Origin of the sequence: Pseudomonas sp. FP2254 (assembly GCF_030687695.1) — a bacterium.
GTDB classification, from domain to species: Bacteria; Pseudomonadota; Gammaproteobacteria; order Pseudomonadales; family Pseudomonadaceae; genus Aquipseudomonas; species Aquipseudomonas quebecensis.
Window position 1 is genome coordinate 1821636 of sequence record NZ_CP117444.1, and the last position, 17969, is coordinate 1839604.

Genomic DNA, 17969 nt, shown 5'->3' on the forward strand with positions numbered 1-17969 from the left:
GTTTGAGTAGAGGGTATGCCCCAAATCCAGGCGCCTTGGTTTGTCGGGTAAACCACATTGTCTGAAGTGGGGCCGCTTCGCAGCCCAGCGCAGGGCAAGCCTGCTCACCACAACAAGCCTGCTCACCAGGACAAGCCTGACTCCGGCGCCTTCAAGGCTGTTCACTCTCATACCGATCCAGCGTATCGCTGGCAATCTCCCGCCCAAGGGCGATCAACTCCGGTGCCTTGTAGAACTCAAAAAAACGGCACACCCGCTTGGGCACGTTGATCAGCACATCCGGCGGATAGCCGGCGATCTTGTACTGGGCCAGCGACGTTTGCATCACCTCGAAGCTCTGGTTGATCAGGTCCAGCAGCGACGCCGGGCCGACATTATCGATGATGAAAGATCCGGTCGCCGACTTCGGCGCACCGGGTTTTTCCGGCGCGGCGGCCGGTTGCTGCGATTCGGGTTCGGCCGACTCCAGCCACGGATTGATATCCGCTGCCTGGGCCTGCAGCGCTTCCTGTTCAAGCTTCATTAACTGCTCGGCCTGTTTGCGGCGAAAGGGCAAGTGCGAGCCCAGTGACTTGGCCAGGCTGTTGAAACGACTCTTGAACGCCGGCGGGCGAGGAATGACCGGCAGCTGATAGTGCTTCTGGTTGGTCGCGTTGAGGTTGACGGCGATGATCAAGTCGCAGTGGCTCGAGACGACGGGTACGATCGGTAACGGGTTGAGCAGGCCACCGTCCACCAGCATGCGGTTGCCTTGCATCACCGGTGTGAACAGGCTGGGAATCGCCGCCGAGGCGCGCATGGCCTGATGCAGGCAACCTTCCTGGAACCAGATTTCCTGCTGGTTGGTGAGATCGGTGGCGACGGCGGTGTAGGGGATGCGCAGCTCTTCGATATTCAGTTCGCCGACGATCTTGCGAATCTGTCCGAAGACCTTCTCGCCGCGGATCGCCCCCAGGCGAAAACTCACATCCACCAGGCGCAGCACATCCAGGTAATCCAGGCTTTCGATCCAGCGGCGATATTCGTCCAGCTTGCCGGCGGCGTAGATGCCACCCACCACGGCCCCCATGGAACATCCGGCGATACACGCGATGTCATAGCCGCGCCGCTCGATCTCCTCGATGACGCCGATATGGGCGTAGCCACGGGCCCCGCCGGAGCCGAGCACCAGGGCAACACGTTTCTTCATGGTCCATGTCCTTTCCAACGCAGACGCCCACAATGCACCTATTGAGGGGGCCGCTTCAATGCTCGGCGCCGACCTGCACAATTTTTCCAGAATAGTCACGCCGCTCGGGTATGCTCTGGCAATCGGCGGGCGTGATTTCCCCTTGGTGGACAAGGCACTTTTCCCCGTGGGCAACGTCTACTCCCTACGACTGTTTCTTCCTTTTGAGGTGTCATCAATGAAAGCCTGGATGTGTGTACCTGTGATCGTGCTGGCCCTGGCCGGTTGTGCCGGGAAAACCGCCTACCGCGACAGCTGCGGGTCGCAATTGGATGCCGCCTGGAAAGAACTGGACCTGGCCAAGGCCGAAGGTTTCGCCGGCACCGTGAGCTATTCCAAAGCCTTGTCGCTGTTGACCGGCGCGAAAACCCAGCAGCAATTCGAAGCGTTTGAAGGTTGTGCCAACAAGGCCGAAAAAGCACGCTTCTATATTCGAGAATCACGCGCCGGCCGTTGATCCGCACCGCGCATCTTGAGCCGTCAGGAAACATACCTTTTCAGGGGAGTCAGTGATGTCAGCGTTGGTTGATCAGTTAGTCGCTCAGGTCATTGGCCTGGAAGTAGGGTTACTGAGCTGCCAGGCTCGGCTCGCTGCAGTCACCGACGATGAGGCCCTGCATGACCTGCGCACTACCGTGCGCCGGCTGCGCAGCCTGCTGCGCCCGTTGCGCGGTTTACCCGGCGTGGAGCAGTTGGAGGACGCAGCGCGGGCGGTCGGCCAATTGACCACGCCGTTGCGTGATCGAGAAGTGCTCGCCACTTATTTGCATCAGCATGGTCATCACGAGGCGGCGGATCGACGCCTGCGGCCGCAGCCCGATGCCTATCGTCACGTGGCTCAATCACCTGAGCTTGCGCAGTTGTTACAGATACTGGACGCTTTTCCGCGCTTCATACGAGCGTCCGGACACCAAAAGCTGCTCAAGGGTTTGCGTGCGCGTATCGAAAAGCGCTTGGCCAAGCAATGGCATAAGCTCGGTGCAGCGCTCAAAGAGCCTGGCCACGATCGGCATCGCCTGCGCTTGTTGATCAAACGCGTGCGCTACGCCGCCGAGGCGTACCCGCGGTTGGACAAGCTCCCCGCCAATGCCATCTCGCGTCTCAAGAAAGCCCAGGCTGTGCTTGGCGACTGGCATGATTGCTTGCAGTGGTTGGCCCAGGCCGAACATCAGGTAGACCTGCAGCCCTGTGTAGTGGTGTGGCAGCGCACCCTGGACAAAGCCGAGGGCCAGTCGGATCGCGTGTTGGACAAGCTCAGCGCGCGTTGCTTTTGACCGGTCCGGTTTTTGGCCGGAATAGGCGCTGTACCGCGTAGGCAGGATCGTTAAGATCTGCCTTCTGTCTCTCGCTTTGAGGTCACCATGCACTTCAGTGATTTGCTCGACGCTGCCCGTCATCACCCTCTGGACGTGACGATTCCCGCCGACTGGGGCCAAGGCCGAGCGACTTTCGGCGGCCTGGTAGCCGCTTTGCAATACGAAGCCCTGCGCGCCCAAGTTCCCACCGATAGGCCCTTGCGCTCATTGGCGGTGACGTTTGTTGGCCCGGTGGCGCCTGAGGTCGCCGCCAGTTATCAAGTCGAAGTACTGCGTGAAGGCAAGGCCGTCAGCCAGTTGCTGGGGCGCGTGGTGCAGAACGGTGAAGTGGCCACGCTGGTGCAAGCCAGTTTCGGCGGCGCCCGCGAGTCGGAAATCGACGTAGCCAGCGAGCCACCGCCGACGTTCAAACACTGGGACGATTGCCAGGAGTTGCCCTACATCAAAGGCGTGACCCCTGAATTCATGCGCCACCTGGCGATGCGCTGGAGCGTTGGCGGCCTGCCGTTTACCGGCAACAAATCCCGCGAGATGGGCGGATGGGTCCGACTGCGCGGCGATGTGAAAGAGGAGCCGCTGACCGAAGCGCATATCCTGGCATTGGTCGACGCCTGGCCCCCGGCGTTGCTACCGCACCTCAAGAAGCCGGCGCCCGGCAGCACCCTGACCTGGACCATTGAGCTCATCCAGCCGCTGGCGAAGCTCACGACCCTTGATTGGTGCCAGTACTACGTCAAGATCGAACACGCCCGCGACGGCTACGGCCATGCCGCTGCCGCACTGTGGGGCCCGACCGGCGAACTGATCGCCATCAGCCGCCAGACCGTGGCGGTGTTCGCCTGATCCTCAATGCCGCTGGCGCTGCCGCCAGGCACGCCACCAGCCGCCGCTTACCACAAAGCGCGGAAAGGTCACGAACTGCTCGACCACCAACCGTTGCACCGCATCTTTGCGATCACTGAACGGCTCACTGGCCTGAGCTTCCAGGCTATGCCCATGACGCTGCAACGCCAACCCCGCCAGGATACCGACCACTCCTACGGCAAAACTGGCCACGCTCAGGCTGAACACCCCGGACACGATCAACAGAAACCCGATGATAAACAGCGGCACCGCGATCAGATGCAGCGCCAGATTGGTCGGGTGCTGATGGTTCTGCGGGTAGTGGCGCCATTGCCAGGCGGGGAGATTAGGATGACGTTTGCCCATGGTGATGAATCCTCTGTCCGTTGAAACAACTTGAATAGAGTTTAGGCGGGGCAGGGCGGGGCGGCGAATTGGGGTTGGCTATGGGGGTGATAGTGAGTATGTACTTACAATCACAGATTATTTATTTAATAGGTATTTTTTTTTTTTTTTTTTTTTTTTTTTTTTTTTTTTGGGGGGGGGGTTTCTTAAGCGGAAGCAGCATAGCTTTCAGGGGGCGCAGACTAAGTACATTTTTTATGTGGCGTTTTTTTGAATTTTTATAGATTTGGGGTATCAGTTAGTTAGTCTTGCTTGGTCTGGATTTTTCTTGTTTTGTGCTTGTGAGAATTTTCGTCGGGTTTGTGCGAATCATAGTGTTAGATAGTTAGCGGTTATTTTGTTTTCTTAATTCTTCATTGATTTTATTTTGCGCGAGATCAAGTAGTGAGCATGTGCTGTCAATTGATTTTGAAGTCAGGCTCAGGATGGGAAAGTCCCAGTCAAAATCCTTAATAATTTTTACTTGAAAGCACCCTTCTGTATCGAAAGACGGATACCAGCCTACGTCAAGCAGGAACCCGCTAGGATATTCAACCTGAAGCATATCTTCTTTTAAGTTTTGGAGTTGATGCTCTATGGAAAAGTTTTGCAGGGATGAAAACTCATCATAAGTAATTTTGCCGTGTAAGAAATCTAATGAGATCACTTAGTTAATCTCCTGAACTCACGTTCTGAAATAGGATGGCCGTGAATTGTGTTTGCACTTAGCTCTATGCGAATCCAGCGACTCGGGCTTCCCTCGCTTGCTCCGATACTATCAGGATACTCCATCACTTTCCAAGGTTTGCCGTTAGTAGTAATGCTGCCGTTTCTATAGGCGTCTTTTTCTGTTTTTTCGATGTCAATGCCTGGTTTGTACTTAGCTGGTCCAGATTTTGTTGCGGCTACAATATCTTTCCAGGGTGTTCTCTTTGACGGGCTGTGTTTGTAGCCATGAGCGGTCCACTGAATATTTTCTGGTGCGGGTAACTTTGGTTGCTCTTCGTTTGTCTTTGCACTGTTTTCAGGGTCGTCAGCACTTTTAGCAGGGTGGCATTTACCCGGACACCTACTCAACCCCAGCGGATCCACCCATCCCGTCGGATTAGGCACATACCGATACCCATTGATCCCACCCGCTAACTTCACCGGGTCCGGCGTCAGGTAGCGACCAATATCCGGATTGTAGTAGCGATGGCGGTTGTAATGCAGACCGCTTTCTTTGTCGAAGTATTGGCCCTGGAAGCGCAGCGGGTTGTCGAGTTTGCCTACGTCGAGGCGGGCGATTTCGCCGTAGGCGCGGTAGTGGGCGGACCAGACGATATCGCCCTCGGGGGTGGTGAGTTCCTGGGGTGTGCCGAGGTGGTCGAGTTGGTAGTGGTAGGGTTTTGTCTCTTTGGGGCCGAAGCCTTCTAAAAGTGCCAACGGCCGAAAGCTGTCGGGTTCGTAGAGGTAACTGCGGTGGCGGTCGGCCTGGTGTTCGGCGATCAGCTTGTCGCCTTGCCAGAAAAACTCTGTCGTTATGCCATCGACGGTCTTACTGATGCGTCGCCCAAACGGGTCGTATCGGTAGCTGGCGGTTTGGCCGTTAGGCTGGGCGATTTCGATCAGCCGGTGCTGGCAGTCGTAGCGGTATTCCGTGACGAGTTGCCGGCCCTTGCCACGCCGTTCCTGGATCAGGTTGCCGAAGGCGTCGTAGGTGTAGTGGCGGTCGCCCTGGATCATCAGGCGGTTGCCGGCGACGATGTCGGGGCCGGGGCGGTTTTGCATCAGCAGGTTGCCGGCCGGGTTGTGGGCGAAACGTTCCTGTACGTCGTGGGAATGGTCGGCGCGGGTCAGGCGTTGGAGCGGGTCGTAGCGGTAGTGGTGTTCGCCTTTGCGGGTGTCGAGCAGGCGGGTGAGGTTGCCGGCTTGGTCGTAGTCGTATTGGCGCTGGTAGAGCGGATGGGTCTGATGGGTGACGGCGTGGGCGTGCAGGCGCTGCTGGTCGTCGTAGTGGTAGTGGCTGAGCAGTTGGCCTTGTTGGCGCTGATGCTCCCGACCGGATTTGAACAGGTGTGAGGTCAGCGGTTTGCCGTTGAGTTCGACGGTGGCGAGATGCCCGCCCTTGTCGTGGTTGAACACCACGCGGTTGTTGTCCGGCAGGCGCAAATGTTTGAGCTGGCCGCAGGCGTCGTAGCCGTAGCGCAGGGTGCCCCAGCCCTGGTGTTCGGCGGTGAGGCGGTTTTGGCGGTCGTATTCGTAGGCCAACGCCCAGTGGCCGTCGTCGACGCTGAGGAGATTGCCCTGGCGGTCGTAGGCATATTCAACGACGCTGCCATCGGGCAGGGTTTTTCGTACGAGGCGACCGGCGTGGTCGCGCGCATAACGGGTAATGCGCTGACTGCCGTCGTCGCCGTGTTCGGTCTTTTCCTGCAGGTGGCCGTTGAGGTCGTAGGTGTACGCGGTGCGTTGGCCGTCGAACCCGGTTTCCTGCCGGATCAGGCCGTTGGGGTGGTAGTCGAGTTGGTAGGTTTCGCCGACTTCGTTTTCGATTTCGGTCAGCAACAACCGCACGTTGTCGTAGCGGTAGTTGACCTGAGTGCCATCGGCGTTGAGGCGGCGGCTGATCAGGTGCAGGCCGTCGGCGTAGTCGTAGCGGGTGACGTGGCCGAGTTCGTCGCGTTCGGCGGTGATTTTTCCGTAGGGGTTGTAGCTGTATTCCCTACAGGCACCCCCTGGCAGTGTCAGACGAATCAGCCGGCCCACACCGTCCAACTGATACTGGGTCAGCGCGCCGAACTCATCCTCGCGCGCCACCTCGCGGCCCAGGTCGTCATAGCGATAGCGCTTGATCCCGCCATTGGGTAGTTGCTCCTCAATGAGCTGACCGCGTTCATTCCACACCAGCCGATGGCAGCTGTGATCCGGGTACCAAACCCCGGTCAGTTGTCCGTATTTGTTGTAGCTGTAATCCGTGACATGCCCATCGGGATCGATCTTACGAACGACATCGCCCTGGTCATTGCGCTCGTACTTCCAAACCGCCCCACCCCGGCGCACCACGCGTACGAAACCGTTGTCATGCTCGTAGGTTGTTGGCTCATCATCCCCAGGAAACAACGCCACCAAGCGTCCGGCTTCGTCGTACTGATACGCCGTCACCGCCCCCAGCGGGTCCTGCTCGACTGTCAGCCGGCCTTTTTCGTCGTAGGATTTGAAGTGCTGCGCGCCATCGGGATCGATACGTTGCACCAGGCGTGCGCGTTCATCGTGGACATACACTTCCTGGCTGCCATCGGCGTTATGCACCGTGACGCGGCCGTCATCACCCCAGGCATAGCGCGTGTCCATCTGCGAGAAGCTGGCCCAATGCCGGATGCATCTCGCCGCCTTGCCGGCCCGTTCCCACGCCCAGAAGAAACTCGCCCCACCGGCCAGTCCACGCTCAAGAATGACGTGCTGCTCGTCGTAGCGGTACACCTCGCTTTCGCCTACCGCATTGGTCGCCGAGACCAGTCGGCCCAGGTCGTCATAGGCGTAGGAAACAACGTTCTGCTCGGTGAGCCATTCGTAAGGCTCATGCTCCTTGGCGCGCTGAATCTGGTAGTCCACAGCGACAATGCGACCGGACGAGTAGCGCAGAAACAACGAGCGACCAACCCCGTTATCCACTCGCTCGATACGCCCGGAAAAATCCCGGGCAATCCGCAGGCGGTTGTCATACGCATCGCTGATCGAGACCAATGCGCCATCGCGAAAGTGATAAAACCGTGACGCCTGCGCCAGCACCAATTCATCCGGCGAAGCCCCCAGATAGATCGCCGCTTCGGCCAAGCTATTGGTGATTGCAGGTCGAGCAACCGTGGGCAAGGGCAGAGTGATCGACCGGTTCTCATGATCCGTCCACACCACTGAGTCGCCGTCGACCACCAGCCGCTGCGCCAGCGAATGACTCCACCCAAACCCCAACCCAACATCCACTTCCACCGCACTGGTGCGATACAGCCGTGTCCATTCAAACGGCAAAATCCCATCCAACGTGCCGTCGGTCAGGGTCAGCAGTTCCTCCCCGGTAACCATCGACACCGGGCAGCCGTTGGTGACGGTCTTATCCGAAGAAACTGCCGCATCCCCGTTCGGGTTTTTCCCCGAAACAGGCACATCGTCCACGGGCTCCTGCCGCACCAACACCGTCCTCTGCGTCTTGTCGCGCGCCGCTATCACCGGGTTGGAAACCCATTGGTCCCCAACCTTCAGCGGCCCCACCAGTGGCGTGTTGATCGCTGTGGCCTGACTGCCGAGCAACACCGGCCTGGCCACCTCGGCGTGCTCCTCGACGCGCACCTTGCCAAACTGCTCGGCCAAATGTTCCAACCACTCGCGCGCGCGTCGCGACTTGATCCCACCCAGCACCTGCGCGCCCAGGCGAACCACCACGCCCATACCCGCCGTGGTCCAGATCAGCAACAGGTTGATCAGCACCTCGCCGGTGATTTCACCGAGCAGCTCGTTCATATACGGCGGTGGCAGCAGGCGCATCCAACTGACCATCGCCGCCAGGTAAATGAACAACAACGGCTCATCGCTGAGCATCAGCAAGCCCGTCGCAATAGCGTCGGCACCGAGCGCCAGCAACTGGTCAAACTCGGCCTGGGACAGATACCGCAGCCATTGCTCGGCATGGGCCACCGGGTCCGACAGCCACTGGAACAGTTGCTTGAGGTTGTCCCACAGCGAGTACAGCGCTTCGCCGAATCCGCGCGCGTAGGCGGCGTGGAGCGAGAGGTAGCGCTTAAGGAAGTTCGCCTCGGAGTAGCCCTGCCACAGCGGTTCGAAGGTGGCGGACCATTCGCTGCGCAGCCACGCCTCCAGCGGCGTGATGACCGCCTGATAAGAGGCGTACAGCGCCTTGAAATGCGCGGCGGATACATTCGGGTAGAAGTGGATGCGGTAGCGCTGGTTACGCTCGCATTCCTTGACTTCAAGAATGCCGTTGGACCCGATGGTTTTATGAATCGGCTCGCCCAGCAGCGTGCCGTCTGCACCGACGCGCTGGAGGATCACCGGTGTATTGCCGATGGGTACGAACCGTGAACTCTGGAACCGATGCACCAAGGTCAAGGTGCCGTCGGCCCGGCATGCTGCAACGGTGCTGCTGGGGAACAGCGAGCGGTTGATCGGCGCGACCCGCTCCGCTTCATCTCCGGCCTTGAACACCTGCTCGATATTCAGCGCCGAAAAGCTGAGGACACTCTCGGCCCAGGCGTCGTAACTATTGAGGCATCCGCGAAAATCCCTGAGCACGGACTCGACGTCGCGGGTCTTTGCATCCAGGGCGGCGAGTACCAGAAAGCCAATGGCTTCGCTGGTCGCGCCCATCATGAGGCGGCCCCGTCGACCGGGGCCTTTATCGGAAGAACCATCTGCAATCCCTCGCACTGTGTGATCAGGCGAGAGACTTTGGAGGGATTGTCAGAGCAAGGAAGTCGGCGTTATTCGCCGGAAGAGCGAGGATATTTCGCCAAAAATGCGGGCAAATTGTGGTGTTGTTGTAGGTAGAGGATTACAGCTTGAATACTCCTACAGCTTCAGTTGCCCAATCGCCTTGCTCAACTCCCCAGCGAGGGTGGCCAGGTCATTGCTGGTGGTGGCGGAGTCCACGGTCTGTTGCACGGTGTTTTCGGTCACATCGCGGATGCTCACCACGGCGCGGTTCATCTCTTCGGCGACATGACTTTGCTGTTCGGCCGCGACGGCGATCTGGGTGTTGCTCTCGCGCATCTGCGCCACGGCGTCGGTGATGTCGGCGAGGGCGGCACCGGCGTCCTGGGCCTGTTGCACGCAGTCGTCGGCCTTGAATGAGCTTTCCTGCATAAAGTCCACCGCGTCGCGGGTGCCGGCTTGCAGGGCCGAGACCATGCGGGTGATTTCGTCGGTAGAGCTTTGCACGCGTTTGGCCAGATTGCGCACTTCGTCGGCGACCACGGCGAAACCGCGGCCCATTTCGCCGGCGCGTGCGGCTTCGATGGCGGCGTTGAGGGCCAGCAGGTTGGTCTGTTCGGCAATGCTGTGAATCACGCTGACCACGCCGTTGATTTTTTGGCTGTCTTCGGCGAGTTTCTGGATCATTTCGGCGGTTTGCTGCACACCGGTGGACAGCCCGGCGATCGAGCGTTGCACACGGGTCACTACCTCGCGGCCGCTGCCCGCCAGGGTGTCGGCGGTTTTAGACAGGTCGCGGGTAGCGCCGGCATGCTGGGCGATATGGTGCACGGTGGCGGTCATTTCATTGATTGCAGTGGCGGCCTGGTCGGTTTCGCTTTGCTGGCCGAGCATGCCGTGCTGCACGTCGTTCATGCTGCTGGCCAGGCGCGCGGCACCCTCGTCGAGCTGCCGGGCGGTGCGCGCCACGGTGTTGACCACGCGTTGGTAGCCGGCCTGCATGGCGTTGAATGCGCTGGCCATCTGGCCGACTTCATCCTTGCCCACCAATGGCACGCGGGCCGAGAGATCGCCGGTTTTCTCCACATGCAGCATGACGTCCTTGAGGGTGTTGAGCTGGCTGAGCAGGAAGCGGATCAACAACTGGGAGGCGCAGAGCATCGCCAGCATCAGGATCAATACCGCCACGGCGTAATGGGTGAAGCGTTCGCTGAACACCTGGCTCAGGCTGGGCGCATAGGCGAGCGCGGCGAGTTGTTGGCCGTCCGCGCGGGCCACGACTTGCGCGCCGATCAGAACATTTTCACCGAACAACGGCAGGTGGTTGAGCTCGACCCAGCCGCTGGCGTCGTTCAGGGCTGACAGATCCTGATCAGCCAGCTGTGGGGCTTTGCCGCGCGGGAACGTCAGCCATAGTTCACCTTTCGGCACCGCCTTATCGGCCGGCCAGGCGCTGAGCAATTGCGCCTGGGCTTGCGCGGACGCGTAGGATTGCGCGCTACGGGCCTGCTGTTCGAGGTGCACGGCATATAGCACCAGCAGCAGGGTGGTGACAAAAGCGACCGCGTTGACGGCCCAGAATTTGTATTTCAACGAGATATTGCTAAGCCAGGCACCCATGGAAGGTTTTCTCTGATAGCGAAAGCAGCATTGGCAAGGTGCCAGTATTGTGCCGCTATTCAGGAAACCGGTTTTGACATGGGTCAATGCGCCGCATCAATCCAGCGTAGGCAACCCGAAAAACCTACGGGCGCTGGCGGTGCTGTGTTGGGCCAGGTCTTCCACGCTTTCCTGGCGGTGCAGGGCGACTTCGCGCAGCACTTCCCCTAGATACGCGGGCTCGTTGCGGCCGTTTTTCGGTTTGGGTCGCAGCGTGCGTGGCAACAGGTAAGGCGCGTCGCTCTCCAGCATCAGACGGCCTCGGGGGATTTCTCTGACAAGCGGATGCAAATGGGTCCCACGGCGTTCATCGCAGATCCAGCCGGTGATACCAATGTGCAAATCCAGATCGAGATAGCTGAACAGCGCCTGCCGTTCGCCGGTGAAGCAATGCACCACGGCGGCGGTAAGGTGGTCGCGGTAGTCCTTGAGGATCTCCAGCAGGCGCTGGTTGGCGTCACGCTCGTGCAGGAACACTGGCAATTTCAGTTCGACGGCCAGGGCCAGGTGCGCCTCCAGGACCTTTTCCTGTTGCGGGCGTGGGGAGAAATCCCGATTGAAATCCAAGCCGCACTCACCCACCGCACGCACTCGCGGCTCGCTGAGCAGACCGCGTAGACGCTGAGCGCTGTCGCCATTCCAATCGCTGGCAGAGTGAGGGTGTATGCCGGCCGTGCTGAACAGGCGTTGGCCATCTGGATCGAGTTTTACGCACAGTTCCAGGGCTTGCTCGCTGCCGTCGACGCTGGTGCCGGTGAGGATCAATTGCTGCACGCCGGCGGCATAGGCACGGTCGAGAACCGCCTGGTGTTTATCGTCGAAACTGGCGTTGGTCAGGTTGACGCCGATATCAATGAGTTGCATGGTGCTATCTCCGCCTGCGGCCGGAAAGCATATCAGAGCTGTAGATTTATAAGAAAAACCAAGAACTACAACGGTTTAAAGCTGTCTTTGAACGTTGCGACCGACATGGTTGATGGCTAAGTGCCTTATCCGTGCTCGCGTTGCACGCGAAGCCTGCGCTGAAAGCGCTCTGTTTCTGACCCCCAGCCCCTCGTTTTCCCGAGTGCGCTGGGCAGTATTCTTTCCGGAGAGCGGATGATCCGACCCTCAGCATTGTTGATGTTATGCCTCGCGCTGCTGCTGCCCATGGCGGCGGTCGCGCGTCTGGACGGCCCGTTGGAGGTGACTAAACCCGGCAAAGTCCGCGATCTGGCCGAGATCCGCTCAAGCCGTACTTTGCGCGTGCTGGTCAACCAGAGTCGCAACAGCTCCGGCGAAGTACAGGGCCAGGCGATCGGCGTGGAATATCACCGCCTGCGCGCGTTCGAGCAATACCTCAATGGCCATGCCCGCGATGGTCAGGCAATCAACCTCAAAATCATTCCCAAGGCCAAGGACCAGTTGCTCGGCGCGCTGGCCCGTGGTGAAGGCGACCTGGTCGCGCCCGGTGAGCTGCTGGATATAAAGGCGGCGCATAAGATCAGCCCCAGCGACCCGATCGCCAGCGATGTGCCGCTGTGGCTGGTGGGGGTCAAGGGTGAGCGGCGCTTTACCAAGCTGGAGCAATTGTCCGGTCGGACGTTGGCATTGACCACCGGCAGCGCAGCGGCGGATGCCATCAGCCAGGTCAACCAGAAACTGGCGCTGCATAAGCAGCCCCCTATCAAAGTGGAGTGGGTTGACCCGACCCTCGCCGTGGAAGACGTGCTGGAGATGGTGCAGGCTGGGATCTTCCACCTGACCATTGTCGAAAAACCGATTGCCGAGCGTTGGTCGAAGATCCTGCCCAAGTTGCGTTTCGACAAGCAGGTGGCCATCAGTGAATCCGGCGACGAGTACTGGTTTGTGCGCCAGGACGCGTCAATGCTGCGGGCCAGTATCGATCGATTCCTTAAAACCTATCGCACGCCGGCTGACCAGGACGTGGCGTTTCAGCGCATTTACCGGCGTCTCTACCAGGTGCGCAACCCTTTGGCCCGCGTCGACCGACAGCGCCTGGAAAAACTGCGCCCGATCCTGCAAAAGCATGCAGGTGAGCAGGGCATGGACTGGCTGAACCTGGCGGCGTTGGCGTTCAAGGAGTCCGCTCTGGACCCCAGCGCGCGCAACAGCGGCGGCCCTACCGGGCTGATGCAAATCACGCCTTCGGCGGCGCAGCGGGTGGGCGTCAATAATATCGAGAACCTTGATGGTAACGTGCAGGCCGGCGCGCGTTACCTGGCGATGATCCGCCGAAAATTCTTTGCCAGCCCCAAGCTTAACGAGCGCGAGCGCATGGCATTTGTGCTGGCGGCCTACAACATGGGGCCGGAGCGCGTTCAAGGGATGCGCACCGAGGCCAGGCGCCGTGGGCTCAACCCCAACCAGTGGTTCTTCCAGGTCGAGCGCATCGCCATGGAGCAGGTCGGCATGGGGGCTGTCAGCTATGTCAACAGCGTCAATAAGTACTACCTGGCGTTTGATCGGGAGCGGGAGTCCCTGGAGCCGACCGCAACGAAAGTCGCCTCACGCAAATAATCGATTTTATCGATATCAATGGCGCACTTTTTCGGCTTTTATCATTGCCTAAACTGATTAATATGGCGGCCAACCAACCCTACTTCCCGAAGGATGCGTACCATGAGCCCACTGATTAAAAGCCTGTTGTCCACCCGCGCCGGTTATGGCCTGACTGTCCTGCGTATTGTTGTCGGCATCATTTTCGCCGCCCATGGTTCGCAAAAACTCTTTGGCTGGTTTGGCGGCTACGGCCTGGCAGGCACCGCCCAGTGGATGGAAAGCATCGGCCTGGCACCGGGCACCCTGATGGCATTGCTCTCGGGTGGCACCGAGTTCTTCGCCGGCCTGGCCTTGATCATCGGCCTGCTGGTGCGCCCGGCGGCGCTGGGCTTGACCATCCTGACGCTGGTGGCGATCTTCTCGGTGCATATTCATAACGGCCTGTTTATGGCCAACAACGGTTATGAGTTTGCACTGGCCTTGCTGGGCGGCACGCTGGCGGTATTGCTGGAAGGTGCCGGCAGGCTCTCCGCTGACCGCGCCATCGCCCACTGACCTACCTGCAAGTCTCTGAAAAGGCCCACGCTCGCGTGGGCCTTTTCGTTGCTCGGGATTCTTGACACTGCCCCTCCGGCTTCTCTAGGATGCCGTTCATGCGCCGATTTAAACAGCTAATTGCGGGGCGCCACCGGGACTCAATGCAGCCCGACAGAAGTGTGTTCTCCCTCGTGAGGTACCTTCGAAATACCGCTAAAGCGCTGGTTCGGTGTTGCCTCTCACCTGCCCGCAGACTTTTGAGGCAGAGACACGACACGATGAATGCACTACGCCCCCTTATACGCCTGGCCCCGATCACCGCGGACCTCACTCAACGTAATCCGAAAATTCTCCTTGGCGGCAAGCACCAGCCGACGCTCCTGCGTTATCTGGATGGCTGGCCGCGTCGCAGCGGGCGCCCGTCTGCGTTCCTGATCCAGTTTGTCGAAGATGGCGACTCGCTGGCTCGGTTTGCCAGTGACAGCTTCGACCTTGCAGTCATCCAGGCGCCCAACGCCGACGACGCCGAAGAAGTGATCCGCCAACTGACTCGCATTGCCCGGCAGGGCCTGATCGCACGGCGCTGAGCCCTCAGCGGACCTGGTTGTCAAACGCCACGCGACGGCGACGCTGCACGCCGTGGAGCAGCCAGGCCACCAGGCACAGCATCAAGGGCACAGCGAGTATCACTACCAGCTTGATCGTTCGCTCCAGGTGGCGCACCTGCGCATAGGCGTCGGCTCTCAAGGCGTGCAGCTCTATCGGCAGGCGCAGCCGTTCCTTGTTGAGGGCTTGCAGTTGGGTGCTGGTGTCCACGGCCTGGGAGCCAAGCGTGAGCGTCGCCGGGTTCAGTCGCCGCCATTGCTGTTCCGTTTCCTGCAGGCGGCGCTCCCGTTCAATCGCTTTGGCGCGATAGGCGTGTTCGGCGTCTTCGCGCATCTTGCCGAGCAGGTTCGCCGATGGGGGTGGGGGCGCACGTGGACGCAGGCTTGCAAGCGGCTCCAGGGCGGACAGGTTATCCAACGTGTTCAAGATAAACAGTGCGTTGTCAGTTGGCGCCTCGCCGGCGTCCTGGTCCATCAGCAGATCAGTGTCGGCGACTACCACGACCTGTATCTGCGCGACTTTCTGCACACCCGGCGGCTGGCCCTTGAGGCCATCGGGAAAAATCGAATACGCCGGCCCTTCGATGCGGGCGGCGATCACAGGGGAGGCCACTCTGTCCGTTGATGAAGCCATCGGGGTGATGGGCTCCAAGAGCGCAACCTCCCGCAACACGGCCTGCCAGGAGCCTTGCAATAACGGCGTGAAGGTTGCAGCGCTGCCGTTGAGCGGCGAGAGGACGCCGCTGCTGGAAACCGCAACGGTGTTCAATCGCCAGGTGCTGACGTCGTTTTTGTTCATGGCCTGGCGTGGCAAGTTGAGTCGCGCCAGCGCAGGTATGCCGGGCTTCATGAGCCCAGGTGCCGGCGTGGACCCGTAAAGACTGTCGATCAGCACCTTTCTTTCGGGCATGTGCAGGCCCCAGGCAGCCAGCAATTCACCGACCCTGGGATTATCGGGTGCTGCTTGCGTACGCTGTTCGCTCAACGGGTCGATGAACATCAGCAATTTCCCGCCTTTCAACACAAACTGTTCGATCTCATACAAGGCGCTTTCCGGCAGCAGGCTTGGCTGCACGACCATCAGTGCCTTGAGCTGTTCGGGCACGCGTTGGCCGGTCGGTTGCAGGTCGATAAACGCGAGATGACGCCGCAGCTCACCCAGCAATCGACCCGCGGGTTCGCCCAGCGGTATCCCGGACAGCAGCCCCACGCTGGGGCGTTCTGGATGCTGCAACTTATAGATCAGGTGGCTGATTTCGTAGTCAAGCAACGGTTCGTGGTCGAGGCGCAATGATTCGATACGCTGTACGCCCACTCCCGCGCGCGTACCGATAAGGCCGAGGAAACCCATATCTTCGCTCAGGCCGTACAGACTTGCCTTATAGGCATCTTCCGAAAAAGGCCGTGGATCAATCACGTGCAGATTGATCATACCCTTGGCCCGTTTCTCATAGTCTTTGAGCCGCTGTTCAATGCGCTTGCCGTGTCGGTTCAGCGTCTGAGTTCGATTTGGGGCGTTGTGCGCGTTGAAGTAGTACAGGTCCACTGGATGTTCCAACGTACTCAACCAGCGTTTTATCGAGGCCGGTGGGGAATGAATGCCCTGTTGGGAAAAGTCCCACTGGGGATTGGGAAGTTTTTCAAGCCAGACCAGGTTGAACGCCAGGAACGTCAGTGCGATGACAATCAGTGTCATGCCGGTGCGCAGCAGGGATCCCATGTTGAGCTTCCTTCTCAGCGGTACTTCGAATTGAGAGTGACTGTGGTAGCAGTCAGGAAGGCGAAAATCACGCTGATGAAATACAGGCTGTCATGGAGCAGATACTGACCATTGTCGATCAGCGCGAATCTTGAAAATGGGCTAAGCGCACTCAAACTTTCCAGCACTTGAATAGGCAATTGATGTTCCAACGCATCTACGACATAAGAAAGCCCACTGGCAATCAGTAATAAGCCCAGTGTGAGTACGAAAATAACTATGCGGTGACGTGTTAACGTGCAAATAAAACCGCCGATCGAAAGATAACTGCCTGCCAGCAGCCAGCTTGCGGTCAGTTGCGAGGCGATAACACCGTTGTCTGCGTTGCCGAGGTAGTTGATGGCGATAACCACCGGGAACATAAGGCTCAAGGCCATGCCTGCCACGCACCAGGCTGCGAGGAATTTGCCGATGGAAAGTTCGGCCGTGGTGATGGGAAGTGTGGGTAGAAGTTCGATAAAGCCGGCGTTGGACTCGTCCGACCATAGTTGCGTGGCCAGGGCGGGTATCAGCAATAAGTGCAACCACGGATGTAACTGAACGAATGCCCCCAGATCGACAATCTCCTGTCCGGGCCACTGGTTGATGTGGACGCCTCCGGCCATGGACAGTGCTAGAAACAGGGCGACACTCAAGTAGGTGGCGGGTGTCGAGAGGTAGCAGCCCAACTGTCGTTTGAAAATCACCGGGATCAACTTCACAGGGACCCCAACTGGCGCAGGTTTTGCCGTGGATCGCTCAGGCGGCCGGGTTCCAGGCGCCATGTGTTTATTTTCCAGTGACGGTTGGCGATCAGCGTATTGATATGCGGGTAGATCGAGTGCCCAGGCATGGCCAGTACGGTCACTGTACCGGGAGCATGACGGTGTTCTTCGATGCCGGCGACACCTGGCAATACGGCCAGGGACAATAAATCCAGTGGCGTGTCGGCGCTGAGCGTCACCGCCTGGTAGTGCCGGGAGTTGTGCTGCAGGTCGAGCAAAGGGGCGTCAGCCACCAGTTGCCCATCGTTAATGATGAGCGCGCGCGTGCACAGTTCACTCAGGTGCTCGGCATTGCGCGACGCGATGATGACCGTCATCTCTTGCGTCAACGCCTGCACGGTCTCTTTGAACGCGTATATCTGGTCAGGGGCCAGCCCTTGCGTGGGTTGATCAAGCAGCAACACGGTGGGGGTATGCAGGATGGCCTGCGCAATTGCGACTTTGCGTTTCAGGTCTATGGGCAATGCGTCGAGCGGCGTATTCAGCACCGCCAGCAATTCCAGGCGCGCAACAGCTTCGGCTACCCGCCAGCGTTTTTCATTGCCGCTGAAGCCGCGAATGGCGGCCATGTAATGAAGCACTTTATTAACGGTTATGGTGGGGTGGCTCAGCCCTTGTTCGACTTGATAGCCGATTAGCTTTCTAGCCTTGATGGAATGGGTACGTGTATCCAGCGTGTCGATTTTAATATGTCCGCTGCACGGGGGGATTGCCCCTGCTATCAATTTCAATAGCGTGGTCTTGGCGCTGTCGTCATCTCCGAATAAACCCAGGCATTCCTTTTGAATGGAACTGAATGACAAGTCATTAATTATCTTTCTGTTGCCTAGGGTTTTATTGAGCTTGCTTATTTCAATCATTTTTATTGTCGAATAAGTGTGGCGGAGAGTGAGGGGGCAAGGCGAAAAAAGGTTACGGTGATTATCTGGTTTTGGGAACGGTGCTCAG

15 protein-coding genes are annotated in these 17969 nt (G+C 59.1%); 6 read left to right on the forward strand and 9 right to left on the reverse strand.

Going from position 1 to position 17969, the window contains the following annotated elements:
* Window positions 1-151: 151 nt before the first annotated feature.
* Window positions 152-1189, reverse strand: a complete 1038-nt coding sequence (locus tag PSH94_RS08430; protein WP_253511447.1) for a patatin-like phospholipase family protein — start codon at window positions 1187-1189, stop codon at window positions 152-154.
* A gap of 217 nt (window positions 1190-1406) precedes the next feature.
* Between PSH94_RS08430 and PSH94_RS08435 the strand changes: the two genes are divergently transcribed.
* From PSH94_RS08435 to PSH94_RS08445, 3 genes are all read left to right on the forward strand, one after another.
* The gene (locus PSH94_RS08435) at window positions 1407-1685 is read left to right on the forward strand and encodes a hypothetical protein (RefSeq protein WP_034096561.1); all 279 of its coding nucleotides are present in this window, start codon (window positions 1407-1409) and stop codon (window positions 1683-1685) included.
* Between the two features lie 55 nt (window positions 1686-1740).
* The gene (locus PSH94_RS08440; protein WP_253511450.1) at window positions 1741-2502 is read left to right on the forward strand and encodes a CHAD domain-containing protein; all 762 of its coding nucleotides are present in this window, start codon (window positions 1741-1743) and stop codon (window positions 2500-2502) included.
* A gap of 87 nt (window positions 2503-2589) precedes the next feature.
* Window positions 2590-3387, forward strand: a complete 798-nt coding sequence (locus PSH94_RS08445; protein ID WP_266248595.1) for an acyl-CoA thioesterase II — start codon at window positions 2590-2592, stop codon at window positions 3385-3387.
* A 3-nt stretch (window positions 3388-3390) separates the two neighbouring features.
* Here PSH94_RS08445 and PSH94_RS08450 read toward each other — a convergent pair whose 3' ends face one another.
* The 5 genes from PSH94_RS08450 to PSH94_RS08470 form a co-directional block, all read right to left on the reverse strand.
* Window positions 3391-3753 carry an Mpo1-like protein gene (locus PSH94_RS08450; protein WP_181078284.1) on the reverse strand — a complete coding sequence of 121 codons (363 nt, stop codon included), beginning with the start codon at window positions 3751-3753 and terminating at the stop codon, window positions 3391-3393.
* A gap of 364 nt (window positions 3754-4117) precedes the next feature.
* Complete coding sequence (locus tag PSH94_RS08455; RefSeq protein WP_305437107.1) at window positions 4118-4438, reverse strand: hypothetical protein; 321 nt, start codon at window positions 4436-4438, stop codon at window positions 4118-4120.
* On the reverse strand, window positions 4435-9135 hold the full coding sequence (locus PSH94_RS08460) for an RHS repeat-associated core domain-containing protein (RefSeq protein ID WP_305437108.1): 4701 nt from the start codon (window positions 9133-9135) through the stop codon (window positions 4435-4437). The genes PSH94_RS08455 and PSH94_RS08460 overlap by 4 nt, the downstream gene beginning before the upstream one ends.
* A gap of 198 nt (window positions 9136-9333) precedes the next feature.
* The gene (locus PSH94_RS08465) at window positions 9334-10815 is read right to left on the reverse strand and encodes a methyl-accepting chemotaxis protein (protein WP_253511460.1); all 1482 of its coding nucleotides are present in this window, start codon (window positions 10813-10815) and stop codon (window positions 9334-9336) included.
* A 96-nt stretch (window positions 10816-10911) separates the two neighbouring features.
* Complete coding sequence (locus tag PSH94_RS08470) at window positions 10912-11718, reverse strand: TatD family hydrolase (RefSeq protein WP_181081840.1); 807 nt, start codon at window positions 11716-11718, stop codon at window positions 10912-10914.
* 234 nt (window positions 11719-11952) lie between these two features.
* Between PSH94_RS08470 and PSH94_RS08475 the strand changes: the two genes are divergently transcribed.
* The 3 genes from PSH94_RS08475 (at window position 11953) to PSH94_RS08485 (ending at window position 14480) form a co-directional block, all read left to right on the forward strand.
* Complete coding sequence (locus tag PSH94_RS08475) at window positions 11953-13374, forward strand: transglycosylase SLT domain-containing protein (protein ID WP_181081841.1); 1422 nt, start codon at window positions 11953-11955, stop codon at window positions 13372-13374.
* Window positions 13375-13476: 102 nt separating this feature from the next.
* On the forward strand, window positions 13477-13911 hold the full coding sequence (locus PSH94_RS08480; protein ID WP_181081842.1) for a DoxX family protein: 435 nt from the start codon (window positions 13477-13479) through the stop codon (window positions 13909-13911).
* A 260-nt stretch (window positions 13912-14171) separates the two neighbouring features.
* Window positions 14172-14480, forward strand: coding sequence for a class I SAM-dependent methyltransferase (locus PSH94_RS08485; protein ID WP_181081843.1), 309 nt, complete (start codon window positions 14172-14174; stop codon window positions 14478-14480).
* Window positions 14481-14484: 4 nt separating this feature from the next.
* Here the strand turns inward: PSH94_RS08485 and PSH94_RS08490 are convergent, their stop codons facing one another.
* Genes PSH94_RS08490 through PSH94_RS08500 form a run of 3 tightly spaced genes read right to left on the reverse strand, consistent with a single transcriptional unit; the run spans window position 14485 to window position 17881 of the window.
* Entirely contained in the window at window positions 14485-16218 is a 1734-nt protein-coding gene (locus PSH94_RS08490; protein ID WP_305437110.1) for a Gldg family protein, read from the reverse strand.
* Window positions 16219-16232: 14 nt separating this feature from the next.
* Window positions 16233-16958: an ABC transporter permease gene (locus PSH94_RS08495; RefSeq protein ID WP_253511467.1), complete on the reverse strand. Its 726-nt coding sequence runs from the start codon at window positions 16956-16958 to the stop codon at window positions 16233-16235.
* Window positions 16955-17881 carry an ATP-binding cassette domain-containing protein gene (locus tag PSH94_RS08500; RefSeq protein ID WP_305437112.1) on the reverse strand — a complete coding sequence of 309 codons (927 nt, stop codon included), beginning with the start codon at window positions 17879-17881 and terminating at the stop codon, window positions 16955-16957. The genes PSH94_RS08495 and PSH94_RS08500 overlap by 4 nt, the downstream gene beginning before the upstream one ends.
* Between the last annotated feature and the right edge of the window lie 88 nt (window positions 17882-17969).